Source organism: Cupriavidus sp. UGS-1 (assembly GCF_021213615.1).
Lineage (GTDB): Bacteria > Pseudomonadota > Gammaproteobacteria > Burkholderiales > Burkholderiaceae > Cupriavidus.
In genome coordinates, this window is record NZ_JAJQJF010000004.1 from 203,952 (window position 1) to 229,500 (window position 25,549).

17 protein-coding genes are annotated in these 25,549 nt (G+C 63.7%); 8 read left to right on the forward strand and 9 right to left on the reverse strand.

Translation table 11 applies throughout. The features are described from left to right. Positions 1 to 31 precede the first annotated feature (31 nt). The 4 genes from LRR16_RS07580 (at position 32) to LRR16_RS07595 (ending at position 12,257) form a co-directional block, all read left to right on the forward strand. Positions 32 to 10,612, forward strand: coding sequence for a hemagglutinin repeat-containing protein (locus LRR16_RS07580; RefSeq protein WP_232205392.1), 10,581 nt, complete (start codon positions 32 to 34; stop codon positions 10,610 to 10,612). Further along, the gene (locus tag LRR16_RS07585; protein ID WP_232205393.1) at positions 10,612 to 11,010 is read left to right on the forward strand and encodes a hypothetical protein; all 399 of its coding nucleotides are present in this window, start codon (positions 10,612 to 10,614) and stop codon (positions 11,008 to 11,010) included. The genes LRR16_RS07580 and LRR16_RS07585 overlap by 1 nt, the downstream gene beginning before the upstream one ends. Before the next feature lie 201 nt (positions 11,011 to 11,211). Further along, positions 11,212 to 11,517, forward strand: coding sequence for a hypothetical protein (locus tag LRR16_RS07590; RefSeq protein ID WP_232205394.1), 306 nt, complete (start codon positions 11,212 to 11,214; stop codon positions 11,515 to 11,517). 302 nt (positions 11,518 to 11,819) lie between these two features. Continuing rightward, positions 11,820 to 12,257, forward strand: a complete 438-nt coding sequence (locus tag LRR16_RS07595; protein WP_232205395.1) for a hypothetical protein — start codon at positions 11,820 to 11,822, stop codon at positions 12,255 to 12,257. A gap of 4 nt (positions 12,258 to 12,261) precedes the next feature. Here the strand turns inward: LRR16_RS07595 and LRR16_RS07600 are convergent, their stop codons facing one another. Then, the gene (locus tag LRR16_RS07600; protein ID WP_370646766.1) at positions 12,262 to 12,453 is read right to left on the reverse strand and encodes a LysR substrate-binding domain-containing protein; all 192 of its coding nucleotides are present in this window, start codon (positions 12,451 to 12,453) and stop codon (positions 12,262 to 12,264) included. Here LRR16_RS07600 and LRR16_RS07605 point away from each other — a divergent pair. Further along, positions 12,443 to 12,853, forward strand: a complete 411-nt coding sequence (locus LRR16_RS07605; protein ID WP_232205595.1) for a hypothetical protein — start codon at positions 12,443 to 12,445, stop codon at positions 12,851 to 12,853. The two genes, LRR16_RS07600 and LRR16_RS07605, sit on opposite strands and share 11 nt — an antisense overlap. A gap of 889 nt (positions 12,854 to 13,742) precedes the next feature. Here the strand turns inward: LRR16_RS07605 and LRR16_RS07610 are convergent. Then, positions 13,743 to 14,624 (reverse strand): LysR family transcriptional regulator, encoded by an 882-nt coding sequence (locus LRR16_RS07610; RefSeq protein WP_232205397.1) that lies wholly within the window; start codon positions 14,622 to 14,624, stop codon positions 13,743 to 13,745. A 141-nt stretch (positions 14,625 to 14,765) separates the two neighbouring features. On the opposite strand from LRR16_RS07610, the gene argH reads away from it, so the two are divergent. Further along, complete coding sequence (gene argH, locus LRR16_RS07615; protein WP_232205398.1) at positions 14,766 to 16,304, forward strand: argininosuccinate lyase; 1,539 nt, start codon at positions 14,766 to 14,768, stop codon at positions 16,302 to 16,304. 72 nt (positions 16,305 to 16,376) lie between these two features. Here argH and LRR16_RS07620 read toward each other — a convergent pair whose 3' ends face one another. The 4 genes from LRR16_RS07620 to LRR16_RS07635 all read right to left on the reverse strand — a co-directional run bounded on the left by LRR16_RS07620 (position 16,377) and on the right by LRR16_RS07635 (position 19,813). Then, positions 16,377 to 16,571, reverse strand: a complete 195-nt coding sequence (locus LRR16_RS07620; RefSeq protein WP_006575970.1) for a DUF1059 domain-containing protein — start codon at positions 16,569 to 16,571, stop codon at positions 16,377 to 16,379. A gap of 123 nt (positions 16,572 to 16,694) precedes the next feature. Beyond that, positions 16,695 to 17,345: a 3-isopropylmalate dehydratase small subunit gene (gene leuD, locus LRR16_RS07625; protein ID WP_232205399.1), complete on the reverse strand. Its 651-nt coding sequence runs from the start codon at positions 17,343 to 17,345 to the stop codon at positions 16,695 to 16,697. Then, positions 17,338 to 18,768, reverse strand: a complete 1,431-nt coding sequence (gene leuC, locus LRR16_RS07630; protein WP_232205400.1) for a 3-isopropylmalate dehydratase large subunit — start codon at positions 18,766 to 18,768, stop codon at positions 17,338 to 17,340. The genes leuD and leuC overlap by 8 nt, the downstream gene beginning before the upstream one ends. A 70-nt stretch (positions 18,769 to 18,838) precedes the next feature. Then, on the reverse strand, positions 18,839 to 19,813 hold the full coding sequence (locus LRR16_RS07635) for a tripartite tricarboxylate transporter substrate binding protein (protein ID WP_232205401.1): 975 nt from the start codon (positions 19,811 to 19,813) through the stop codon (positions 18,839 to 18,841). 158 nt (positions 19,814 to 19,971) lie between these two features. Between LRR16_RS07635 and LRR16_RS07640 the strand changes: the two genes are divergently transcribed. Next, a complete protein-coding gene (locus tag LRR16_RS07640; RefSeq protein WP_232205406.1) occupies positions 19,972 to 20,898 on the forward strand; it encodes a LysR substrate-binding domain-containing protein in 927 nt (308 codons plus the stop codon). A 23-nt stretch (positions 20,899 to 20,921) separates the two neighbouring features. On the opposite strand, the gene LRR16_RS07645 is transcribed toward LRR16_RS07640, so the two are convergent. The 3 genes from LRR16_RS07645 to LRR16_RS07655 all read right to left on the reverse strand — a co-directional run bounded on the left by LRR16_RS07645 (position 20,922) and on the right by LRR16_RS07655 (position 24,828). Next, a complete protein-coding gene (locus LRR16_RS07645; protein ID WP_232205408.1) occupies positions 20,922 to 22,379 on the reverse strand; it encodes an MFS transporter in 1,458 nt (485 codons plus the stop codon). Further along, on the reverse strand, positions 22,379 to 23,233 hold the full coding sequence (locus LRR16_RS07650) for a ParB/Srx family N-terminal domain-containing protein (protein ID WP_232205410.1): 855 nt from the start codon (positions 23,231 to 23,233) through the stop codon (positions 22,379 to 22,381). The genes LRR16_RS07645 and LRR16_RS07650 overlap by 1 nt, the downstream gene beginning before the upstream one ends. A 155-nt stretch (positions 23,234 to 23,388) precedes the next feature. After that, on the reverse strand, positions 23,389 to 24,828 hold the full coding sequence (locus LRR16_RS07655; RefSeq protein ID WP_232205412.1) for a Fic family protein: 1,440 nt from the start codon (positions 24,826 to 24,828) through the stop codon (positions 23,389 to 23,391). 112 nt (positions 24,829 to 24,940) lie between these two features. Between LRR16_RS07655 and LRR16_RS07660 the strand changes: the two genes are divergently transcribed. After that, the gene (locus LRR16_RS07660) at positions 24,941 to 25,546 is read left to right on the forward strand and encodes a uracil-DNA glycosylase family protein (protein ID WP_232205414.1); all 606 of its coding nucleotides are present in this window, start codon (positions 24,941 to 24,943) and stop codon (positions 25,544 to 25,546) included. The last annotated feature ends 3 nt before the right edge of the window (positions 25,547 to 25,549 follow it).

Below are 25,549 nucleotides of genomic sequence, written 5' to 3' on the forward strand. Positions count from 1 at the left end.
TCTGCCGCTACCTCGATACCCGTCCCAAGTCATGAATAACAATCGCTATCGTCTGGTATTCAACAAGACCCGCGGCATGCTGATGGCCGTCGCGGAATGCGCCAACAGCATGCGCAAATCCGCATCCGGTGAAACGGCGGGATCGGCCGCTGCGGGAGCGCAGAGCGTCGTGGTCACCCTGCGCCCCGTCGCCTGGACCATCCTACTCGCCCTTGGTGCGGTACAGATTGCCGGCGCGCAGATCGTGCCCGACCATGCCGGCGGACGTGGCCCCGGTGTCGGCGCGGCACCAAACGGCACCCCTCTGGTGAACATCAACGCCCCATCCGGCGCAGGCGTATCACACAACCAATACCAGCAGTTCTCGGTGGACGGGCGAGGCGCAATCCTGAATAACGCCACCGGAACCACGCAGACCCAACTGGGCGGCTACATTCCCGGCAATGCAAACCTGGGCGCGAGCGGACCGGCGCGCGTGATCCTGAACGAAGTCATCGGTGCCCACCCCAGCCGGCTGAACGGCTATGTCGAGGTCGCCGGCCAGCGCGCCGACGTCGTGATCTCGAACGGCAATGGCATCTCGATCAACGGCGGCGGCTTCATCAATGCCAATCGCGCAACGATTACCACCGGCACGCCCGTGTTTGGCGGCGATGGCAGCCTCGCTGGCTTTCGCGTGACGCGCGGCGGAATTCAGCTGGAAGGACAGGGCTTCAACGGCACCAGCCTGGACCAGGTCGACCTGATTGCGCGGTCGGTGACGTTCAACGGTGCGCTATGGGCCAATACGGCGAACGTGATCGCCGGGGCCAACCAGGTCGACTATGCCTCGCTCGGCGTACAAGTGATTCAGGGCGATGGCAACCGCCCCACCGTCGGTATCGATGTTGCGAGTCTGGGCGGCATGTATGCGAACCGCATCCGCCTGCTGGGCACCGAGGGCGGGGTAGGCGTGCGCAGCGCGGGCACGCTGGCCGCGCAGGCCGGCGATTTTACGATCGACAGTGCCGGACAGATATCGCTGGCCGGCACCACGTCCTCCACCGGTTCGCTGCTGATCCGCGGCGCGCAAGGGGTCGACAACCGCGGATCCACCGCGGCCCGCACGACGCTGACGGCAACCAGCCAGGGAACGATCGTCAATTCTGGCGCACTGGTAGCCGGCAACGATCTGGCCCTTGCAGGCCAATCGGTGCAGTCCACCGGCACACTCGCGGCCGGCATCGACGCCGGCGGCAACATGACCCAAGCCGGCAATCTGACACTGCGCGCGGCGCAATCGGTCGCCGCCAACGGCCAGAACCTGGCCGGGACGCGCCTCGACGCCAGCGGCGGCACTGTCAGCCTTGCGGGGAGCCAGACGCGAGCCAACGGCGATATCGCGCTCGAGGCCCACTCCGGCGACCTCGATTTGTCGAACAGCACCTTGGGTGCAGGTCAGGCGATCAAGGCGGATGCCGCAGGCATGTTGCGCACGGATGGCGTCAAGGCGAGCGCCGCACGCCTGTCGGCATCGGCGCAGAGCCTGTCGAACCGTGGCGGCGCGCTTTACGCAAAGGATGGCGCGCGCGTTGCCGTACGCGGCGACGCGGACAATACCGGCGGCGATATCCTGACCGATGCCGGAATTCTCGATGTATCGGCCCAGGGCGCGCTGGTCAATGCGAACGGCCGCATCGTCAACGCCGGCACTGGTGAGACCATGCTTCGCGCGGCGCGCGTCGAAAACAGCAACCGCGGTCAAGCTGCCGGTGCAGGAACCATCGGCGGCAACGGCACGCTGACGTTGAGCGCCGACGTGCTGACCAATATCGATGGCGGCCAGTTGGTGGCCGGCACAGACCTGACGCTGCAACTGGCCCAGGCAGGGAACAACTCTGGCGGCCGGATTCAGGCGGGCACGCAGCTTTCCCTCCGCGGCGACCAAGCGGCGTGGCGCAACGACGGCGGCACGCTGTCCGCCAGCGCCATCGATTTTGACGGGGCGACGCTGTCAAACCGGCAGGGCAGCGTGCTGGCCAACGGCGCGTTGCATGCGCGCTTTACCGGCGACGTCGACAACACCGGCGGCACCCTGCAAGCGGGAGACACGCTGGAGTTGAACAGCAACGGGACGGTCACCAACGATGCCGGGCAAATCGCCAATACCGGCACCGGTTCGACCGATATTCGAGCCACCGCGATTCGCAACCTCAACGGCGCGACGCTGGGCGGAAACGGCAGCGTGAGTCTGACCGCGCAATCGCTGGCGAACACACAGGCGGCGCGCATCGTTGGCGGCACGGACGTGGCCCTGCATCTCGGGCAATCTGTGGACAACGCCGGCGGACGCATCCATGCCGGGCGCCAACTGAGCAGCGAGGGCAGCGGAGCCGCATGGCGCAACGATGGCGGCACAATCTCCGCCAAGACAGTTCAGCTCACCGGCGCATCGCTATCGAATCGGCAGGGATCGGTGTTGGCGGACGAAGCGCTCAACCTGACGCTTCTGGGCAACCTCGACAACAACGGCGGCACCATCCAGGCCGGTCAGTCGCTGACCGTGGCGGCAAGCGGCGTCGTTGCGAACGATGCGGGCGAAATCACCAACAGCGGTACGGGCGACACAGCCATCACCGCGGCAACCGTGGCCAATACGAACGGCGCCCTGCTTGGTGGCAACGGCGCATTGGCCGTCACGACCGATGAGCTGTTCAATACCGGCGCCGCACAGCTTGTCGGCGGCAAAGACGTCAGCTTGCGAATCGGCCGCGCCGCGGACAACTCGGAGGGAAATATCTATGCCGGCCAGCACCTGTCGATCGAGGCCAACCAGGCCGCGTGGCGCAACGACGCAGGTTCCCTGTCGGGAAAGTCGCTCGACTTCGCAAGCCGCTCCCTGTCGAACCGCCATGGCAGGTTGCTGGCGGAGGACGACCTCGATGCCACCGTCGGCGGCGATGTCGACAATGGCAACGGCACAGTGCAAGCCGGCAAGACGCTCGCAGTCAACGCCGCCGGCCATCTTGCCAATGATGCCGGGCAGGTGATCAGCACGGGCACCGGCAATACAAGCGTGGCCGCGGCTTCGGTGAACAACACCAACGGCGCAATGCTGGGCGGCAATGGCGACGTCGCGCTGCGGGTGCAACATCTAGCCAATACGGCCGGCGCGCAACTCGTATCCGGCCGGGCATTGCAGGCCGATATCGGCCAGGGCTTCAACAATGCCGGAGGCAAGGTGTTCGGCGGCACCGGCCTTGGCATTACCGGCTCGCAGGCCCTGCTGGCCAACGCCGGCGGCACGCTCGCTTCGGGCGGCAGCAGCACCGTGCAAGTGGGATCGCTGGACAACCAGGCCGGCAAGCTGATCGCCGATCGCGATATTGCACTCGATACCGGGGCAATGACCGGCGTGGGCACCGTACATGCCGGGCAGGATCTGCGTGTGAGCGTCCAGTCGGACTACACCAATGCTGCGGGCAACCAGCTGAAGGCGGAACGCAATCTGGAGTTTCGCGCGGGTGGGACCTTCGAGAACCGGACCCGCCTCGAGGCCGTGAATGCATTGACGCTGACCGCCAACCGCATCTTCAATGAGGCTGGCGCGGTGGTGAACGCATCGAACACCACGCTGAATGCGGCCGCCAACATCGCCAATTCCGGCCGCATCGAAGGCGATCACTTGGAGATGCACGGCGACGTGCTGACCAACACCGCGACGATGATCGGCGGCGTCGTCACCGCGAAGGCGCGGGAAGTGAACAACGTCGGTGCAGCCGCCATCATGGCGGCCACCGATACGCTCAATGTCTTCGGGCGTGATCAGTTCAGCAATACTGGCGGCGCAACGCTGTATACGCTGGGCGACCTCAATATCGCCGCCGATGGCGAACGCGATGACCGCGGCCTGCTCAGGAACCGGTCCGGCCAGGTTCTGAACGACAGCAGCACGATCGAGGGTGGCAGCAGCTACAGCGTGGTCGAGATCGCCGCGCAAAACGTGCTCAATCAGCGTCCGGCACCCACCGTCATCAGCGATACCACGGTCGAGACCAAGCACGAGCTCAAGCGCGAGAAGTACATTCATTGCGCGACAGGCAATGCCTATCCGCAGATGGGCTGTACCCAAGAGGTTTGGGAAGGCCCCTACAAGAAGCCGATCGATGCCACGTTCAGCGCCAGCCAGATCGTCTCGCGCGACGATGAGAAGAAGCGTGTCGTCGTGGAGATCAACGGCGTCGCGACACAGATCGACTACAACACGCTGACGGACAGCGGCGGTGCCATCTCGCTGAACTACTGGGACGGCTACAACCGCGACATTCACTACGATCCTGGCACCGAGTACGAGACGCGCAACGACGGACCGCGCGGCTGGCAGCGCGTCGAGATCGCACGCGACACGACCACGACAACAACGACCGAGCGCGATGCGAACCCAGGCCAGCCCAACGCCAACCTGATCTCGGGCGGCGACATGATCCTGGCAAATGTCGGCAGCCTCGAGAACCGCTACAGCACGGTGGCGGCCGGCGGCAACATGCTGATCGGCGATCAGGCGCAGAACGGTGAGGTGGCCACCGGCCAGTATGGGACCACCACGCTGACCAATATCGGCCAGACCTTGTACCAACGTGCCACGCAGGAGATTGTCTCGACTTACGCCTGGAACAAGGACACCAACCAGGCAGTCGGTCCCGTGGCGCAACCCACCGTCGTGAAAACGCCGGTCGCAGTAGGAAAAATCGGCGGCACGATCACCGCTGGCACGCGGCTGACCGTCTATGGCGGCGACATCCACAACGAGGATGTCGGCCGTGCGGACCCCATGGCGGGCACGGGCAGCACGACCGTGACCGGCGCATCGGGCACGACGGCGCCCTCTGTCAAAGGCGGCACTGGTGGCCGGACCGAAGGCAGCATCACCGGGGCAACCGCCGAGGCACCAACCGCCATCGCGCGTGGGACGCTGGCCAATGCCCCCATCAGCCTGCCCAGCAACGGCCTGTACACCTACCATAGCGAACCCGGCTACACGTACCTGATCGAGACCGACTCTCGCTTTACCAACTACGGCAACTTCGTATCGTCGGACTACATGCTCGGCTTGCTCGGCATCGATCCGGCCATCACGCAGAAGCGCCTTGGCGACGGATTCTTTGAACAGAAGCTCATTCGCGACCAGGTAACGCAACTGACCGGCCGCGTTCACCTTGCGGGTTATGACAGCGCGGAGGAAGAGTACAAGGCGTTGATGGCCGCCGGCGTCAATGCGGCCAAGGAGTTCAATATCTTGCCTGGCATGGCGCTAACCGCCGCGCAGATGGACGCCCTGACCACCGACATCGTCTGGCTGGTGTCCGAAACGGTGACGCTGCCCGATGGCAGCACCCAGGAAGTACTGGTGCCGCGCATCTACCTGAGCCGCGCTCATGCGGCCGACCTGCAGCCCAACGGTACGCTGATCGCCGCCGACGACATCGAGCTGCACAGTGCGGGCACGATGAAGAACAGCGGCGTCATCGATGCCGGCAGTCGCCTGTCCATTGCCGCCAAGGAGGACGTGGTCAATCGCGGCGGTGCCATCCGCAGTCAAGGAGTGACCGCCATCTCTGCCGGCCGCGACATCGTCAACCAATCGGGTCAGATCAGCGGAGACAAGGTCGGATTGGTGGCCGGCCGCGACGTTCAGAATGTCACGCTGTTCGATCAGCAGGGCATCCAGTCCGCCGCTGGCAATTCGAAGGCCTCCACCAGCCTCTACGGTCAGCAGGCCAGCATCCAGTCCAGTGGTGACATGTTGATTTCGGCCGGCCGAGACGTCACGGCGTCGGGGTCGAACATCGCGGCCGGTGGCAACGCCATCGTCATCGCCGGGCGGGATCTGACTTTCGACACCCTGGCAGGCAAGACGCAGCAGTCGGTGTACAACAGCGACAAACACCACAGCGCGGACAGCCGAACCGAACATGCGGTCAGCACAGTGAAGACCGGCGGCAGCCTGACCACCACCAGCGGTGGCGACACGATCCTGAAGGGCACCGATGTCCAGAGCGGAACGGACCTGACCATGGTCGCCGGCGGCGACCTGGCGATCGCCGCGGTCACCAACGAAACGACGCATGACAACGTGGCCCGCCAGACCAAGCGGCGCCAGCTTGAGGAACACAGCCGGGATCAGACCACCGTTGGCGCGAGCCTGACCGCGGGCGGCAATGCAACGCTGGCCGCGGTCAAGGCGGCCGATCAAGGCGGCGGCATCGATCGCGCCGATGGCAAGGGCAATGTCACCGTGACCGGGGCAACGATTACGGCCGGCTCCGACGGCAAAGGCAACGGGGCATTGACGGTCGTAGCGGACCGCGACGTGACCATTGGCGAGGCTCGCGAGCTGCACGACAGCAGCCTCGATATCCAGCGCAAGGGCGGCAGCTTCGTGTCGCGCTCGTCCAGCAGCCTGCAGACCAGCAGCCATGCAGACCTTGGCGTGGGCAGTACGCTTTCCGGCGATTCGGTCACGGTAAAGGCCGGCAACGACCTCACTGTGCGCCAGAGCGCTATCGCAGGGACCGAGGGCGTGGCGTTGACCGCGACGGAAGGCAATGTGTTGATCACCGCCGGTCAGAACATGCGCGAAGACAGCGCGTCCCGGCAACAGAAGAAGTCCGGCATCTCGGCCTTCGCAGGCCAGGGCGGCATCGGTCTGACGGTGGGCAGCAGCAGCGCCAACGGCGCCAGCCACACGCTGGCGATCACGCAAAGCGACGCACGCAGCGTGATCGGAGCCAGCGATGGCAACGTGACCATTACCGCGGGCAAGGACGCCACCATCATCGGTAGCGACGTGGTGGCTGGACGCACAGCCGACAGTGCGAACGCCGCCGCCGGCAACATCGACATCCTCGCGGAGAACGTCACGATCGCCGAAGGCATCGATCGCATCTCCCAGTCGTCGAGCGCCAGCAGCAAGTCGAGCGGTATTACTGTCGCGCTGGTCGGCACGCCTTACGACACAGCGAGGAATCTGAAGGCCGCACAGGAGAACTCCAGCGGCGTCTCGCGGACCATGCAGACCGTGCGCGAACTCGGCGCGTCTGCACTGACGGTGCCTCAGATCGCCGTGTCGATCGGCAGCAACAAGAGCAGCAGCCAGTCGTCAAGCGAGGCCACGGTCAGCAGCGGCAGCAGCCTGACCGGTGCCGGCGTCATCCGCGTCCGGGCCAAGGGCAATGGCCAAACCGATGCCGATGGCAAGGCGTTGGATGGCAACATCCTGGTTTCCGGCAGCAATATCAATGCAGGCGGTGCAGCCATCCTTGACGCGGCTCGCGACGTGACACTGCGCGCCTCCACCGACAGTTATACGGAGGCCAACAGCGCCAGCAGCAGCGGCTGGAAGTTCAACAACGCCGTGCCTAGCCTTGGCGATGTCGCCCGCCATCTCGGCGGCGGACCGAACAACAGCGGTGTGGGCATGGTGCCTTACGGCAGCCAGAAGGCGAACGCCAGCGGCGACATTGCCAGCAGCAAGCAGAACGCCAGCGTGGTGACGGGCAACACCGTCGCCGTGACCGCCCGCACCGGCGACATCACGATCGCCGGCAGCGGGATCGCGTCGGAAGGCGATGCCGCGCTGTCGGCCGCTAAGGGCAAGATCGATATTCTGTCTGGCCAGGATACCCTCTCGCAGCGCTCAGACAGTTCGAGCCGGCAGATCGGCGACCTTGGCGGCAGCGGCTACTCGGGCACGATCGGCGTACGGAGCGAGTCGCACCATATCGACACCAACCAGGCCACGCAAAACACCATTCGCAGCCAGGTCGTCAGCAACGGCGGCAACGTGACCATCGTCGCGAAGGACGACATCACCGCCCGCGGTGCAGACATTGCCGCAGGCAACGATGTAACGATGATCGGCAAGAACGTCGTGCTGGACCCCGGTGTCGATGCCGCGAGCCAGAACGAAAGCCACCGCGTCAGCCAGTACGGCACGACGCTCGCCCTCTCCGGCTACACGGTGACGGCAGCTCAGGCGCTGGAGAACGCTGCCCGTGCTGTCGAGGAAAACAAGGACAGCCGCGTCGCCACGCTCTACGGCGTACAGGCGGGACTGGCGATCGCCAACGGCATCGCCGGGATCCAGGCGGTGACAAGCGGCGGGGTCAGCTCCACCGCGGCGATCAAGGTCACCGCCAGCATCGGCGGCGGCAGCCAGAGCAGCGAATCGCACAGCCAGTCCAGCAGTCATCAAGGCAGCACCGTGAAGGCAGGCAACGCCGTCACCATCGTGGCCACCGGCTCGGGCGGCAAGGATGCCGACGGCTACGCCGTGGACGGCGACATCACCGGTCATGGCGCGCAGATCGAAGGCAAGACCGTCAACCTGAGCGCCGCCCGCGACGTCAATCTGGAAAGCGCACAAGACCACAGCAGCCTGGATAGCCGCAGCCGAGGCAGCAATGCCAGCATCGGCGTGGGCGTCGGCATTGGCGGCGACCAGAATGGCTTCACCCTTGAACTGGCAGCCAGCCAGAACAAGGCAAAGGCCAACGGCGAGTCGGTGACGCACCAGAATTCGCACGTGGTCGGTACCGACAAGGTCAGCGTGACCAGCGGCCGCGATACCAACCTGAAGGGTGCACAGCTGATCGGCGATACCGTCGAAGGCACGATCGGCCGAGATCTGAACATCGAGAGCCGGCAGGACACCGAGACCTATCACTCCCGCGAATCATCCTCGGGCATGCAGGCCAGCGTCTGCGTGCCGCCGTTCTGCTATGGCACGGCCGTCCATGCCAGCGGCAGTGTCACGCAGGGAAATACCGACAGCACCTACCGCTCCGTGCAGGAACAGAGCGGCATCTACGCCGGGCAAGGCGGGTTCGACGTCAACGTCAAGGGCAACACCGACCTGAAGGGCGGCATCGTCGCCAGTACGGCCGAGTTCAACAAGAACCGCCTGACCACGGGCACGCTGACGAGCAGCGACATCGAGAACAAGGCCGAGTACAGCAGCAGCACGTCGACCATCGTCGGCAGCTACAGCGGCGGCAAGAGCGTGGCGGCCAGCGATCCCAACCTCGGACCCGTGCAGCCAGCCCACGTGGAATGGGCGGGCAACACCAACCTGCTGCAAGGCGCGGCCAACAGCCTAGCGGCTACAGCAGCGGGCAACGCCCAAAGGTCGATCGACGGCAATGCAGCCGGTATCACCAAGAGTGCGATCGCATCTGGCACCGTCGTTGTTACTGATGACACTGGCCAACAGGCGAAGACCGGCAAGTCGGCGGACGAGACCGTCGCAGAGCTGAACCGCGACACGGCGAATGCCAATCAGAGCATCGACAAGATCTTCGACGCGCAGAAGGTAAAGGACCAGCAGGAGCTGAACCGGCTCAAGAGTGAGGTGGCGCAGCAGCTGGCGCCGATGGTCTATCAGCAAGTTGGTGACGTGCTGGTCGGAGCGTCGCCCGAAACCAAGGCAGCTGTACACGCGCTTGTGGGCGGGCTGATGTCGCAAGCACTGGGCGGCAGCTTCGCGGCGGGTGCGGCCGGTGGCGCGGCGGCGTCGCTGGCCATGGAAGCTTTTGGGCAGACGTTGCTTGAGCAGAAAGACCTTAGCGAAGCCGATCGCAAGGCGTTGGTGCAGCTTGCTGGCGCCATCGTGGGCGGTGCGGCAGGTGCTGCGGCGGGTGGGTCGTTATCGGATGCGGCTGCGGGTGTCACGGTTGGCCAGGTTGCGACTGAGAACAACTACCTGAAGCACACAACCGACCCGAGATACTCGGAACTGCAAGCGTTCGCGCAAGAGCTCCACGAGTGCAAGGCGAAGACCGAATGCAACGTTGATGACGTGTACGCGAAATGGTCTGCGGTCTCAAGGCAGAACCAGGCCGAGGCGATGAACGCGGACAGGGACGCGGGCGCAGCGGAATGGGGAAAACAGATCGGCTGGGCGGCAGCCGCAGTGAACGCAAATCCTGCGGACTTCTGTGCTGCGGGAGACACTCGGTGCTACAGCTTTATCCAGCAGCAGAACAAGGAAGCCGGCGTGGTGCTCCGCAATGCAACGATGCTGGCGGCGAGCCTTGACTATGCTGAAGGGGGCATGGGGAAATTCGGTCAGAATGGCGCGCCCAAGTCCCAGCCGAGCCAAACAAATAATCGACCGTTGCCAGGCCCAGATGACTCTACTTTCAATCTTACAGAGAGCCAGCTGAAACCATCGCCGGGCTCGTTGGCAGGAAGCCCAGAGGTACCTCCAAGAAACGCGAACGCAGAACAAGTTCGTTCGATTATTCGGCAAAATGAGGCAAGTGTCTTGCTGTCAGAGCACGGGCTAGATATTAAGATGCTGCCCAACAATGGTAGGAATCAGGCAAATCCGGACATAAGAATCAATGGTCAAGTTGCAGATATAGCCTCGCCGAGGTCAAGCAGTCCAGCGTCGGTCAGACTAACAGTAAAGGATAAAGTTGCAAGGCAAGCCGATACAGTGGTACTGAACTTAGCGGATTCTCCCTTGAGTGCAGATCAGGTTGCAAGATATATTCAGACAAATCCAGTCCCCGGCCTTCGGGACCTTTTTATCATCAAAAATGGTGTAATTACGGTGCTAAACGCGAGGTAATGATGTCACTTGCAATGAATATTGAGTTGTCTACAGATTGTCGCTTCGCCGACGTGCTCGGATGCCTCGAGCCCCTTGATCCGACTTACATCGATAATGAAGATGATAGAGTTCACGCCACAATCTCGAATGGTTTAGTATCTATTTTGGCCTATGTGGAGAATCCGCCGAGCGAGGTTGTTACGGAAGGCTTACCCCAACAAAAAGACTGGCTGGTTGGTATGAGAGTCTCATTTCAATATCGTAGTGCCGGCTATGAATCCGCAATGCGTGCAGCGCGCTCCTTTGTGGAGCACATGGCAGCCCGCACGCAAGCAGAGTTTATTCTGTCGTTTCAGTACGATAGCGTTTATGCGATCCGGGATTCTGCCGGGCTTCATTTTCTTGTCGACTTCTAGACTACAAAGTTGCCGAGCCCAGCGGGAATGTTTGGAGGGCGAAGAGTTTGTTGTTTCAATGCACCCTCATTGCAGTGATAAGGATATATGTCCCCGGATTTCGTCGTTTACCTGAAGCGGCGTGACATGCCGTCACCTGCAGCATGAGGTTCTTCCATCGCCGGAGCTGGATTTCACGCAAAACTATATACGGACTTTGATGTGCAGTCCTTCTCGGGTTTTCTGCCTTGCTCGATCAACGATGAAATTTCTGGCTTCGAATACTACGCATCCGCCGTTTCAGCGGAAGAACTAAAACAGTTAGATTTGGGGCGGGAAATTGATTTCTCGATCCTGTTTTGTGCCAGATCGCGTCCTTTCGAGATAATCGCAGCCCTCGCAGCTTCGAGTGCCCTCGCCGCAATGTCTGACGGGACTATAGAAGATCCGCAGGTTGGTGAGCCCATCGCCGCGCCCGACGCCATTGCTTGGGCCAGATCGAAGCAGGCGAGATTGCTGGCAATGTGACAATGGGTGCAGAAAGGTCGTACCTAGTTTTGGACAATGAAATTCACATTGAGCGACTCACTGGCGGTTTCCTCTGGATCCGAAACAAGAGGTGGGGCTCGTCTATTCGACCTCAGTCCTCAATAGAATCATCACGCGATCATACTGACTTATAGACAAAGGTATTATTGAAGATGAGAAGGTCAGGGTTAGTTCTCTTCGCCTGCTTTGCAATCCTTAGTGCTCCCTGTCAGGCAAGAGAGCCGTTGGGATTGCTAAGCTGTGACAATGTAAGCTGCGCATCCCCATTGTTTGCGTATTGTGTGAACCGCGTAGAGCGCGACGGCCTATTGCTCGGGATCGCCGAATTAGATCAAGAACAGAGAAGAGCTATTGCGGCCTGCCACAAGGCATCCGAGCTCGGCCTACCTGAAGCGCAACACTTTGTTGCCGGCGTGAAAATGCTGGAGGCGGTAAGGGAGCCCGGCGGGGACGCCGATATCCACTCCGCAGCGGAGCTGTTTATCTCGGCGGCGGAACACGGACATGCTATGGCTCAGCAAGAAATTGGCCAGATGTACTTCCGTGGTGCGCCCGGCTTCGAGAAGAGCGACGTTAAGGCGTATCAATGGTTAAGGCTCTACTCGCTGCAATCACTGCACTCGGAGGAACCACTAGAGTTAATGCAACTCCGACGGTCGCTGAAGGAAGAGGAATTGCGGCAAGCGGAGAAAATGGTCGAAGCTTGGCGCCCCAAGTGAAGGACTACGCGATCGCCCTCCGCAAGCACTCTAGAAACGCCCTCGCGAGCGCCGGCTGCGGATGCTGCCGCGCGCGCAACACATAGCTATCAAACGCGATCGCCTGTTGGAACGGCAGCGCGTTGGCGCCGGCAATTCGCAGACTGCGGATCACGAGCGGATTCACCACGCTGACGCCGAGGCCCATGCTGACCATCGCGCAAATCGTCGCTGTGTATGGCGTCTCCGCCGTCAGCTTGCGCCGTGATTGCACCGGACGCTCGTGGTGCGCGACTCGACGCAAATGGTGGTCTACGCGGATTCTTGGAGCCTCCTCAAAGATGATCTCTCATCAGAAATCTGAAGTCCTCATTGCTAGTGATGTCGACTACGAACAATTGATAGCTGAGATCTATTGTGATGGACGTTTTGTTGCGTTACTAAGTCGAGATAAGGGGCCAGACCATCTTGAGGTAGTGTTCCCCGGCCCCCAAGCAAATGAAGCTGCAATTACTCGTAGTGTTGAACTGGATTGGTCTAAGGATGCCTTGAATTGTGCAAAAGCGCTGCTGCTTAGCGGAGCCGACCCTGTAAGCCCGGATGCAGCGTCACACTAAGGTTGCGGAACCCTTTTTGCGCTGGGCCCCCAAGGCAATCGGTCCTTCGAGCGCTATGAGGTCCATCTGTGTAATGCTCGAACGCGATGGCCGAGCCTAATTTGGCCCACCCAATGGCGCTTGGTGCGGCGATGAGTTCGTCAACCTGCGGCCTGATCTCGGGCTGCAGGCCCGCTTAAACGGTATGAGCCGTTGTCAGGGCATGCACCACAATGTAAGAGTGAAACGTGCTTGCATGATGTGATGACTCGATCGGAATGGCAGCCAAACCGCCAAAATGAGGAAATAGCAAATAATATGGCACTCACATCATTAGGAAACACTATTAAGCTGAATCCAGATTTCGATCCATCGGATTGCTTCAAACGCAGGAGAATGTCCTTTTTCGATCGTTTCCTTAGCAACTCAGAGGCAGATTCTTGTAATTTTATATTTTACAAACTGGCTGCCAATAACAATTCTCTATCGGAGTATTTCGTTGCCGAGAATAGGCTTCTTTGTCTCTGGGTCCGCTTTGCTGTTACTGGAAAAACATACGGCATCAAGGATAGAGTGTTCGAAATGGAATCTCTACATGATGTTCTATCATTAGGTGCCAATGTGATACGTGAGCTTAGCGGTTACCCAGTTTACTTCTCAGCCTTTAACCTAATCTGGGAGCCAGCCTCCGATCTGACTCACTCGCTTTGGATACCAAAAGATCAAAACTGGCCCGAAATAGAGAGGCTTGTCCACGAGGCCAAGTTGAACTTCTTGGATTAGGATCCCACGCACCAGGTGACATTTGTTACGCCACCCTGACTCCGAGCAGTGTTAGCAGTACACCGAGGGGGCAAATCATGCATAAACTCGTCCTGCGATTTGTTAGGCATGATGTACCTTGTCCGGTCTAGCTGGATTGCGCAATCGCCCGCCGCAGGCAATCGAGAAACACCCCCGCCAGCGCCGGCTCCGGATGCTGCCGCGCGCGCAGCACATAGCTGTTGAACACGATCGCCGGTTCAAATGGCAGCGCCTTGACGCCGGCAATGCGCAGGCTGCGGATCACCAGCGGATTCACCACGCTGACGCCCAGGCCCATGCTGACCATCGTGCAGATGGTCGCCGCGTATGGCGTTTCCAGCGTCAGCTTGCGGCCATCGGGGGCGAATGCCGCGTCGATCGCGGCGCGCGTGCCGTCGCCGTGCGTCAGTGAGATGAAGGTCTCGCCATCGAGATCGCGGGCGACGACGCGTCGCTTGCGCGCGAGACGGTGGTCGGCCGGCACGATGCAGACGCCCTGCACCTCGCGCAAGGAGTTGGCCTCCACGCCGGGCGTATCCGCTGCGTACGAAACCACGCCGAAGTCGCAGAACTGCGTGGCTGTCCATTTCGCGACGGTCGGCGAGTCGCTGGTATGGACCGAGATCGGCACGTCCGGATGTCGTTTGCGGAATTCTCGGATGGCGGGCGACATCACGCTCATTGCAATCGACGGCACCGCGCCGATGCGCAGCGTGCCGGTGCCCACCTGGCGAATCGACCGAGCGGAATCGCGCAAGGTGTCCAGCCCGACGAAGGCGCGTTCGACGTCGCGAAACAGGGCCTCCCCCTCGCCCGTCGGCACCAGCCGGCCCGCGATGCGCTCGAACAGCCGGAAGCCCGCCTCGCGTTCGAGCTGCGCGATCACGCGGCTGACGTTCGGTTGCGAGGTGTGCAGTTGCTCGGCGGCGACGGTCATCGAGCGGGACAGCATCACTGCGCGGAAGGTTTCGATCTGCTTGAAGTTCATCGTGTCGTTGGCGAAGAAAAAGCGCGCGACGATGGTATATCAAAACCGTATGCACCGACCTGATATTGTGATTTGACGATATGCGGCGTGCATTTCCATACTGGCCTCAGCCACAACATCCCTCACCGAATTTCCGGCCATATGGACACGACGACAACCGATGCCACCGGCAACGCGCCTTCCAAAGTCAGCCGCCGCCTGCAGCAGGCGACCGCTCCCGAAGTCTGCGAGCTGATCTACCTGCCGCGGCTCAACCGCGACTTCGGCAGCGGCTTCCGCTACCTGAGCGACATCAACCAGGCGCATCTGCTGATGCTGCATGCCGCGGGGTTGGTGCCGCGTCCGATGGCGGCGCGGATTGCACGGGCGCTGGAGCAGATGGAACACGCAGGCCCCGACGCGGTACCACTCGACCCGGCGCGCGAGGACGCCTACTTCAACTACGAAGCCCAGCTGATGCAAACCGCAGGCGCCGACGCCGGCGGGCGCCTGCATGTCGCGCGCAGCCGCAACGACATCCTCGCGACCCTTGACCGGCTGCGCGCGCGCGACGCAGGGCTGGCTCTACTGGAGGCGATCCAGGACCTGCGCACGACCACGCTCAACATGGCGCAGCAGCACGTCGACACCGTGATGCCCGGCTATACCCATCTGCAGGCGGCGCAGCCGATCACCTACGGCTATTACCTGGTGGGTCTGGCCGATGCGTTTGCCCGCGATGCCGAACGACTGCTACGTGCGCTCGATACGCTGGACGCCTGCCCGCTCGGTGCCGGTGCGTTGGCAGGCACCGCTTTCCCGATCCGGCGGGAGGAAACCGCACGGCTGCTCGGCTTCTCGCGCTGCGTCGCCAATGGGCTCGACGCGGTGGCGTCGCGCGATTTCGCCTGGGAAATGATGTCCGCAATGACGATCGCGGCGGTCGGCTGGAGCCGCGTGGCCCAGGACTACTTCGTCTGGTGCACGCCGGAGTTCGGGTTGATCGATTTCCCCGACAGCGTGGCCGGCACGTCGAGCATCATGCCGCAGAAGAAGAACCCGGTCGTGCTCGAATACCTGAAGGGCAAGGGCGCCCATCTGACCGGCCTGCTGACCGCCGCGCTGTCGACCATCAAGGGCACGAACTTCTCGCACACCGGTGACGGCAACCGCGAGAGCATGCGCGGCTTCTGGGAATGCGCCGACGAATGCCTGCGCAGCGCCAAACTGCTGACGCTGGTGATCGGTTCGGCCACGCCGCTGCGCGACAACATGCTGCTGCGTGCGCGCCGCGATTTTTCGGCGGCGACCGATCTGGCCGATGCGCTGGTGCGCGAGGCCGATCTGTCGTTCCGCGAGGCGCACCACATCGTCGGCGCCGTGGTACGCCAGGCGCTGGACGCGCGGCTTCCCGCCGACGGCATCACCACCGAAATGGTCGATATCGCCGCGCGCGAGCAGATCGGCCGCGCGATCGGCCTGAGCGACGAGGCGGTGCAACGCTGCCTGGACCCGGTGCAGGGCGTCAGCGCCCGCATGGCATCCGGCGGGCCATCGCCCGCGCTGGTGCGTACGCGGCTCGTCGCGATGCGCGCGGAGCTCGAGGCGGCCGGCGCGAATCTTGAGGCGCGGCGCGGCGCCGTCGCCAGCGCACGTGAGACGCTCAAGCGCGAGAACGCCGCGCTCGCCGCCGCCCTGTAGAAACGACACCGCCGGCCAAGGGCCGGCGAAATGTCATGGCGCAGCGACGCCCTCAGCGGCGTCGTCCCCGATTCACTGCGGCGGCGAGCCCTCCTTGAAGGCCGCCCTGATCTGCTCGCGCAATTGCGGCGAATCCTGATGCTGGTGGACCGTCACCGCATGCTGCACAGCGGCCTCCAGCAATTCGTCTTCGCTGTCGGCGCTGATCGCCACAGTGCACTTGGTGTCGCTGGGAATTTCCCGGCAATCGATATATTTGCGTCCCATTGCTGCCTCCTGACGCTGCCTGCATGAAATGGCGGAACGAATTCCGCGCTGGCACCGCCGGCGCGACACCGGTCAAGGCCGGCGGGCTGCATTGAGTATAGGCAGGCGGCAGGCAATCGATGCTTACCCGGCGCTGCCGCTGAGCCGCCTGCGCGTCGCCGCGGCGATGTCTCGCGTCCACGGCTCGGCGGCCCAGCGGCGCTCGGCGAACGCCTCGATCTGCTGCCGATACGCCAGCGACAGTCCGATGATGTCGAGCCCTTGCAGGAACATCTCGCGATGGCGACCTGACAGCGTAAAGCCCGCATCGAATCCATCGGCGCGCACTCGCATCGCATCGATATCGATGCTCACGGGACCGCCGTCGCTGCCTTCGGCAATCTCCATCAGCGCGGCGACCTGCTCCGGCGGCAGCATCACCAGCAGCAGCCGGTTGTTCATCGCGTTCGAATAGAAGATCTCGCCGAAGCTGGGCGCGATCACGGCGCGGATGCCGTACTGCTGCAACCCCCAGACCGCGTGCTCGCGGCTCGAGCCGCATCCGAAGTTCGAGCCGCCGATCAGGATAGAGGTGCCGGCGTATTCCGGGCGGTTCAGCACGAACTGCAGACGCGGCTGGCCCTGCGCATCGAAGCGCAGGTCGTACAGCAGGCCCTGCGCCAGCCCGGATTTATCGATGCCGCGCAGGAACTGCTTCGGCATGATCTGGTCGGTGTCCAGGTTCTCGATGCGGATCGCCGCGGCCTTGCCGTCGATGCGAAGCGGTTCAGTCATGGTGGCGCTCCAGTGCGCGTACGTCGGTGATCCGGCCGGTCACGGCGGCGGCGGCCGCCATCGCCGGACTCATCAGATGGGTGATCGCCCCCCTGCCCTGCCGGCCTTCGAAATTGCGGTTGGTGGTCGACGCGCAACGCACGCCTTCCTCGAGCACATCGTCGTTCATCGCCAGGCACATCGAACAGCCCGGCTGCCGCCATTCGAAGCCGGCCTCCATCAGCAGCGCGGCAATGCCCTCGGCCTCGGCCTGCGCTTTGACCGCGCCCGAGCCGGGCACCACCATTGCGCGCACACCGTCGGCCACGCGGCGGCCGCGCACGACTTGCGCGACCGCACGCAGATCCTCGATGCGGGCATTGGTGCAGGAACCGATGAACACGTGCTGGATCGGCGTGCCGGCGATCGGCGCGCGCGCTTCCAGGCGCGTATAGGCCAAGGCCTGTTCGGTGCTGCGGCGTGCGGGACCTTCGGGCTGCTCGATCGGATCGGGAATGCGTCCGCCCACCGGCACCACCTGGTCGGGGCTGGTGCCCCAGGTGACATGCGGGGCGACGTCGCTGGCATCGAAGCGGTGCTCGGCGTCGAACACCGCGCCGGCATCGGTTCGCAGCGCGCCCCAGGCGTCCAGCGCCTGCGGCCGCAATGCTTCGTCGATATCCGGCGCGCGTTGCAGCACGTAGTCGATCGCCGTCGCGTCCGGCGCGATCAGCGCGCCGCGCGCGCCGGCCTCGACCGCCATATTGCACAGCGTGAAGCGCGCCTCGACGCTGAGCGCTTCGATCGCGCTGCCGCAGAACTCGACCACATAGCCGCGCGCACCCTGGGCACCGATCCGGCCGATGATCATCAACACCAGATCCTTGGCCGTGGTGCCGGCCGGCAGTGTGCCGTCAACGCGGATCCGCATGTCCTTCGCCAGCCGGTAGACCAGCGTCTGCGTGGCCAGCACGTGCTCGACCTCCGAAGTGCCGATGCCGAAGCCCAGCGCACCCAGCGCGCCATAGGTGGTGGTATGGCTGTCGCCGCAGATGACCACCATGCCGGGCCGGATCATGCCGTGCTCGGGCGCGACCACGTGCTCGATGCCCTGCAGCCGGTCGTTGGTATCGAATAGCGCAATCCCGTGCCGATCGCAATTGGCCTTCAGATTGCTCGCCTGCAGCGCCGACGCGGGATCGGCAATCACGCGGATCGCGCCGGGCTGGGTCGACGGATGCGTCGGGATGATATGGCTGACGACGGCAACGTTCTGCCCCGGCATCAATACCGGCCGGCCTTGCTCGTGCAGGCCGGCGAAGGCCTGCGGGCTGGTGTACTCGTTCATCAGATGCAGATCGCAGAACAGCAGGACGTTGTCGTCGTCCAGCCTGGCGACCGTATGGGAGTCGACCAGCTTGCGATATAGCGTGCGGGGAATCATGCAGGGTTCCGAGTGAGACGATATGTCATGCCGCGACGTTCTGCGGCTTCTGTCGCGGGCAATTTCGAGTTCAATCCGCCGAGATGCCGCGCTCCTTGATCAGCTTGGCCCACAGCGGCATTTCCTTGGCGAGGCGTGCGCGCGCCTGCTCCGGCGTGGTCGGCATCGGATCGAAGCCCTCGCGCACCATGCGGGCCTTCAGCGCCGGCGCGTTCAACGCAGTATTGAGCGCGGCGTTCAGCTTGGCGATCACCGGCTGCGGCGTTCCGGCCGGCGCGAAGACCATGAACCAGGTCTCGAAGGCATAGTCCGGCAGCCCCGCTTCGGCGATAGTCGGCACATCGGGCATCAGCGGCGAGCGCTTGGGGCCGGTCACGCCGATCGCGCGCAGCTTGCCGGCCTGCACCTGCTGTTGTGCGGCCGACAGCACCGGGAAGCTCATGTTGACCTGACCGGCGATGGTGTCCATCAGCGCCGGACCGCCGCCGCGATACGGGATGTGTTCGATCGGTACGTTTGCCACGCTCTTGAACAGCTCCGCCGCCATATGGAAGGTGCTGCCCGGGCCCGCCGACCCATAGGTGTACTTGCCGGGCTGGGCCTTCAGCATCGACAGCAGCCCCTTCAGGTCCTTGGCCGGCAGCTGGTTGTTGACCACGAGCACGTGCTGGGAGCTCGCCACCATGCCGATCGGCGCCAGATCCTTTTGCGTGTCGTACGGCATCTTCGCGAACAGCGAGGGATTGATCGCCAGCGACACGGTCTGCAGGCCGATCGTGTAGCCGTCGCCGGCCGCCTTGGCTACCGCGTCGACGCCGATATTGCCGCCGGCGCCGCCCTTGTTCTCGATCACGATGGTGCCGCCGAGCGCTTTGGCCCATTCGTCGGCGACCAGCCGTGCCGCGATATCGGCGCTGCCGCCCGGGGCGTACGGCACCACCAGCTTGATCGGCCGCTCGGGATAGCCCTGCGCATACGCGCCCGCGGCGCCAAACGTGCTGCCGAAAGCCAACGCGAGGCTGGCGCAAAGGAATTGCGGTTTCATCGTTGTCTCCATCCACCCGGGGGTTGAGTAGTTGTTCGTTTCGTTATTGGTCTCGTTGTGGAAGGCATCGTATCATTGCTGCAAACCAGCATAATTTCCGGGCAGATCATGCTTGATTAACTGCGAGTCATGAATCGCCCCTTGTCTCAAAAACCTTCATGGATGGCTTCTCCGATCTCGCCTTCTTCGCCACCGTCAACAAGCACGGCAGCCTGGCCGCCGCCGCGCAGCAACTCGGCGTCACGCCGCCCGCGGTCAGCAAGCGCCTGGCCGCGCTTGAACGCCGGCTTGGCGTGCGCCTGCTGCAACGAACCACGCGGCGGCTCAGCCTGACGCCGGAGGGCGAGACCTATCTGGTCGAAGGCGCCCGCGTGCTGGCCGAACTGGAGGCGCTGGAGCGCACCGTGGCGGGCAGCGGCGCGACGCCGCACGGCCTGCTGCGGATCAGCGCCACGCTCGGCTTCGGCCGGCGGTATATCGCGCCGGCACTGTCGGCGTTCGCGCGGCTGCATCCGCGCGTCGAGGTGCAGCTGCATCTGAGCGACCGCCCGGTCAATCTGGTCGAACAGGGTTTCGATGCATCGATTCGCTTCGGCGAGTTGCCGGACGCACGGCTGACCGCCCGGCTTCTCGCCAACAATCGCCGCCTGCTGTGCGCCACGCCCGGATATCTGAAATCGGCCGGCACACCGGCCACCCCGCAGGATCTGACACGGCATCAATGCATCTTCATTCGGGAGAGCGACGAGACCTTCGGCACCTGGCATTTGCGCAGTGGCGCGCGGCAGGAGACCGTCAAGGTGCGCGGTGCGCTGAGCACCAACGATGGCGAGTCGGCGCTGGGTTGGGCGCGCGAAGGGCACGGCATCCTGGTCCGTTCGGAATGGGACGTGGCACCGCTACTGCGCAGCGGCGAGCTGCAGCCGGTGCTGAAGGAGTGGAGCCTGCCGAACGCCGATATCTACATCGTGTTCCCGACGCGCAGCCATCTGTCGGCGAAGACCCGCGCGCTGGTCGACTTCCTGCTGCAACGCTTTGCCGCCCACCGTCGCGTCGACAGCGGCGCGCCGCACAACGGCTGGTGATCGTGACAGCGGTGCGCCGGCGCTTACTCGCGGTATGGGCGCAGCGGCGCGGCCACGGCCTCCAGCGGCTTGCGTTCGGCATCGACCGCGTATCGCCACGCCAGCAGCCCGGCGACGATCACCAGCGCCGCGCCGATCGCATAGCCGATCGCTACCGCCTCTCGGCTGCCGGTCTCGACCAGCATGCCGAACAGCGCCGGCGCGGCAAAGCCGCCGGCACCGGTGCCGATCGCGAAGAAGATCGAGATGGCCAGCGCGCGGATTTCCAGCGGAAAGACTTCGCTGACGGTCAGATAGGCCGAACTTGCCGCGGCCGACGCCAGGAAGAACACGGCCGACCAGCACAGCGCCAGACCGCGCGCATCGACCCAGCCCTGCACGAAGGCCCAGCCGGTCAGCGCGAGCCCCACGCCGGACAGGCAATAAGTCAGGCCGATCATCCTGCGCCGGCCCACCTGGTCGAACAGCGGCCCCAGGATCAATGGACCCAGCACGTTGCCCAGCGCGAACGGGAACAGATAGAGGGCCACGCGCCCATCGGGCACGACATAGAAACGCGTCAGCACCAGCGCATAGGTGAAGAAGATCGCGTTGTAGAAGAAGGCCTGCGAGATCATCAGCGCGAGCGCCACGACCGTGCGTCTGCGATAGCGATGCAGCATCACGTGGGCGACCTCGCGCCATGGCGTCGCCTGGCCCGCGGTGCGCGGCATTTGCCTGAGCACCGTATCGTCGCGAGCGGTATGCGCGGAATGACCGTAGACCTCGGCCTCGATCCGCTCGACGATGCGCAGCGCCTCCTCCGGCCGCCCATGCGTCAGCAGCCAGCGCGGGCTCTCCGGCACGTCGCGCCGCACCAGCAGGATCGCGATGGCAAGGATCGCACCCAGCGCGAAGCCCGCGCGCCAGCCCAGTTCGGGGCCGAGCACCCGCGGGTCCAGCAGCACCAGACTGAGCCCCGCGCCGAGCGCGGCGCCCAGCCAGAAGCTGCCGTTGATCGCCAGGCTGACGCGGCCGCGCACACGCGCCGGCACCAGTTCGTCGATCGCGGAATTGATCGCCGCGTACTCGCCGCCGATACCCAGACCCGTGACGAAGCGGCATAGCGCAAAGACCGCGAAATTCGGCGAAAAGGCGGTCGCCAGCGTCGCGCCCATATAGACCGCCAGCGTCAGCAGAAACAGCCGCTTGCGGCCAAGGCGATCGGTCAGGCGGCCGAAGACCAGCGCACCGAGCACGGCGCCGGCGATATAGATCGAACCCGACCAGCCGAATTGCGAGGCCGACAAGCCCAACGTATCGGGCCGCTGCAACACGCCGCCGAGCGATCCGACCAGCGTCACCTCGAGGCCGTCGAGCACCCATGCCACACCGAGCGCGATCACCACGCGCCAGTGCCAGCGGGACCAGGGCAAGCCATCGAGCCGCTCAGGCAACGCCGCCGCCGGGGCGATCGAGCGGGCCTGCGCGGGTGCCGTCATCACGCCTTTCCGTCGGACTTGCCGGACTTGCCCGACTTCGCGCCCTTGCCTTTGCCCTTGCCGGCAGCGCCGGCGTTTGGCTTGCCGCCCTCCCTGTCATCGAGATGGCCCGGCAAGCCCCGCGCCTTGCTGCTGCGCGCCAGCTTGACCGCATGCGCGAGCGCCAGCGCAAACCCCGGCACGGTATCGAGGCGCCCGTCGATATGGCGCCGGAAGAAGTCCGCCCAGCGGAAATCGGGATAGGCCTGCTTGACCTTGTCGTAGCCGCCGGCCAGCTGCGCGAAGGCCTCCAGACTGCGGTACGGATCGTCGCGCATCTCGGCCAGCGAATGGGGCAGCGCCGCCAGTCCCTGCCGTTCGCCGTATTGATCGTACGGATGCACCAGATGCCGCGCCTCCATCTCCAGCCAGAAGCGATCCGGCGGCAGCGCGCTCCAGTTGTGCTTGATCACCGCCGGCACGCTTTCCATGCCGAGCTCGTACCAGGCGCGCGCCCAATGGTGGTGGTCGATCACGTAGAACGCCGGCCCCGGCCCGATCACGACATGGATGCGATGCCGCTCCATCAGCTCGATCTGCTTGCGGCCCTGATGGCGCAGGGTCACGTCCATCTTGCTCTGTACGTGATACAGGCCGACCGTCATCTGCGTCGGCCGCAATTGCCGGACCGGCAGCGTGACACGGGCGCCCTTGCGCCAGATTTCGCCGGTGAGCGCTTCAGCCGGCGGCGCGGATATCGCACCGCCCGCCGCCGTCTTGTCGTCGGCCGGATCCGGTCCTTCGCGCAACCGGGCGGGCTCGCCGCTGCGTTTCATTGCCTTGCCTCCCTTGCGGCCGTCTTGCCGTGGCTTCATGCGGGCCTTTGGTGGTTCGCTGATGACCGAGGCGGGGCAAGAAGCATGCCGTGGCTGGAAGCCTTTCAACCGGGGAATCATCGCGAGTGTGCAGGCGTCGTCGATTGTAAAACCTGCAATATCGGGTTGCTGGAAATGCCTGTTAGCGCGTCATCTCACTTCCAGGCTGCAGCCCACTGCTCGAATTCGCTGGGACGCAGCCGGAACCGCGCAATGCTGCCGAGATGCAAGGTCATCAACTGCGTTTCGACGACCTCGACAAAACGGGAGCGATCCTGTTCCGCCAGTTGCTCGGCACGGCTTCGGATAAACGATACGGCCTGAATCCTGTTCATTGTCATGCGCACCACCTCGGCCACGGTCTCGCCAATCTGGATTCGATATCGCATGCGGAAAGGGTCCGGCTCCCCGACCGACTGCCGGACAGCGGAATAGCGCGCGCACGAGCGCTGGTAGGCCCATACAAATACGTCGCGCAGCAACTCGACGCGATTCAATTCATAGATGGCCAGCATGGCGCTGATATAGACCTGCTGCGGGACATCGACGAAAGAAAGCGGACAGAGGTTGTGCTTGATCAGCGGAATATTGGCGGCCAACCGCGAGACGCGTTTATTGACGTCCTCGAACGGCTGCAGATAGGGCAAATGGACCATCGCAAAAAATGCCTGCTCGAACGGGTCGTCGATCGCAGCGGCCGTCTCCAGCACGCGCTGGAAGCACTCTGCAATCCGCTGCGGCCCGTCCAACGGCGTGAACGACGTTTGCCCGATACCGACCGCGATGGTGCGAAGTCGCCCGCTGGCGGCAGGGTCCGGCAGCAGATTTTCGGAAAGCAGCGCGTGCAGGTTCTGAATCGTATAGCTGTTGAACTGAATTTCCTCGGCGCTGGCCAACAGGAATTCGATGGCCTCCTTGTGGTTCAGGATCATCTGCGCTTCGATTGCGCCCTTGCCTTCCGCGGCTTCGCCGACGGACAGCAGATGCTCGGTCTCCAGCAACGAATACGTATTGCCCTCGAGGCGGCTGGAATTCCACGACAGGTCGATCAACAGGCGGCTCGCGATCTGGCGTGCGTAAGTCCCGGCAGGCTCCTGCGAGCCCACCACGCTTCCCTGCGACCTCAACTCCGTGCGTATGGTCTCGGGCAGATAGAAGGTCCGGTTCGGGCGATAAGCGTCGAGAAACGCGCGGTTGTAACGCGCCGCAGGGCGCCGGCCCAACGGCTGGAGGACATGGGCCTGAATCGATTCGGCCTCGGCCGTCAAGGGCACGCGGATCTCGCCGCGCCTCGTCAGTCCGAGTTCCAGTTTGACGTTGCCCGCCGCAGTGACCATCGTCGCCGCGCGATACCGAGTCGCGCGCCCGGCACGCTCGCGGCGCAGGTATCCTTGCGCAATCAGGTCGTTCAGCCATCGCTGAACAGTGCGACGTGTGGCCACTCCACGCAGGCCGGCATCGATCTGCTCGATTCCGACGCCTTCCGGGTGGTGTGATACAAGGTCAAGCAAGACCTCGTATTGCTTGTTGGCAAGGGTTTTTGGCATCACTTCAACACCCGCTTGGTGTCGCGATATCGAAAATTGCGACATCATCTGCGTCGCTAATGTCGCGAAAGCCGATTATCACGACATCCCCCATGTCGCGCAACAGCGCCTCTGCAGAACGTGGCTATGCGCAAGAGCGGTCCCCGCAGCACAATCCGACATGAAGCCGCAACGTATCCTCCCCCTCGACACACTGCTTTCCGAAGTCCGCGCCTGCCGAGCCTGCGAACCGGACCTGCCGCTCGGTGCCCGTCCCGTCCTGCAGGCCTCACCGCAATCCCGCATCCTGATCGTCGGCCAGGCCCCCGGGATCAAGGTCCACGAGACCGGCATCCCGTGGAACGACGCCAGCGGCAAGCGGCTGCGCGAATGGCTCGGAGTCGATGCCGAGACGTTCTACGACCCGACCCGATTCGCCATCGTGCCGATGGGCTTGTGCTATCCCGGCCGCGCCGCGAGCGGAGACAAGCCGCCGCGGCCGGAATGCGCGCCGTTGTGGATGGACCGGATTCTGGCCAGGCTGAAGAACATCGAACTGACGTTGCTGGTCGGCCTGCACGCGCAGCGGTATTTCCTCGGCGCGGCGAACAAGGCATCGCTGACCGAGACGGTCAGGGACTGGGCGGAATTTGGTCCGGGCGTCGTGCCGTTACCGCACCCGTCGCCGCGCAACGTCGCCTGGTTTCAACGCAATGGCTGGTTTGGCGAGGCAGTGTTGCCGGCGTTGAAGGCGGAGGTCGGTCGGGTGCTGGCCGGAGTTCGATAAAGC

Excerpts from the sequence above, each read along its gene's own strand:
- LRR16_RS07580 (WP_232205392.1), top strand. The coding sequence starts at position 32 with ATGAATAACAATCGCTATCGTCTGGTATTCAACAAGACCCGCGGCATG.
- LRR16_RS07585 (WP_232205393.1), top strand. The coding sequence starts at position 10,612 with ATGATGTCACTTGCAATGAATATTGAGTTGTCTACAGATTGTCGCTTC.
- LRR16_RS07605 (WP_232205595.1), top strand. The coding sequence starts at position 12,443 with ATGCTGACCATCGCGCAAATCGTCGCTGTGTATGGCGTCTCCGCCGTC.
- LRR16_RS07600 (WP_370646766.1), bottom strand. The coding sequence starts at position 12,453 with ATGGTCAGCATGGGCCTCGGCGTCAGCGTGGTGAATCCGCTCGTGATC.
- LRR16_RS07610 (WP_232205397.1), bottom strand. The coding sequence starts at position 14,624 with ATGAACTTCAAGCAGATCGAAACCTTCCGCGCAGTGATGCTGTCCCGC.
- argH (WP_232205398.1), top strand. The coding sequence starts at position 14,766 with ATGGACACGACGACAACCGATGCCACCGGCAACGCGCCTTCCAAAGTC.
- LRR16_RS07620 (WP_006575970.1), bottom strand. The coding sequence starts at position 16,571 with ATGGGACGCAAATATATCGATTGCCGGGAAATTCCCAGCGACACCAAG.
- leuD (WP_232205399.1), bottom strand. The coding sequence starts at position 17,345 with ATGACTGAACCGCTTCGCATCGACGGCAAGGCCGCGGCGATCCGCATC.
- leuC (WP_232205400.1), bottom strand. The coding sequence starts at position 18,768 with ATGATTCCCCGCACGCTATATCGCAAGCTGGTCGACTCCCATACGGTC.
- LRR16_RS07635 (WP_232205401.1), bottom strand. The coding sequence starts at position 19,813 with ATGAAACCGCAATTCCTTTGCGCCAGCCTCGCGTTGGCTTTCGGCAGC.
- LRR16_RS07640 (WP_232205406.1), top strand. The coding sequence starts at position 19,972 with ATGGATGGCTTCTCCGATCTCGCCTTCTTCGCCACCGTCAACAAGCAC.
- LRR16_RS07645 (WP_232205408.1), bottom strand. The coding sequence starts at position 22,379 with ATGACGGCACCCGCGCAGGCCCGCTCGATCGCCCCGGCGGCGGCGTTG.
- LRR16_RS07650 (WP_232205410.1), bottom strand. The coding sequence starts at position 23,233 with ATGAAGCCACGGCAAGACGGCCGCAAGGGAGGCAAGGCAATGAAACGC.
- LRR16_RS07655 (WP_232205412.1), bottom strand. The coding sequence starts at position 24,828 with ATGATGTCGCAATTTTCGATATCGCGACACCAAGCGGGTGTTGAAGTG.
- LRR16_RS07660 (WP_232205414.1), top strand. The coding sequence starts at position 24,941 with ATGAAGCCGCAACGTATCCTCCCCCTCGACACACTGCTTTCCGAAGTC.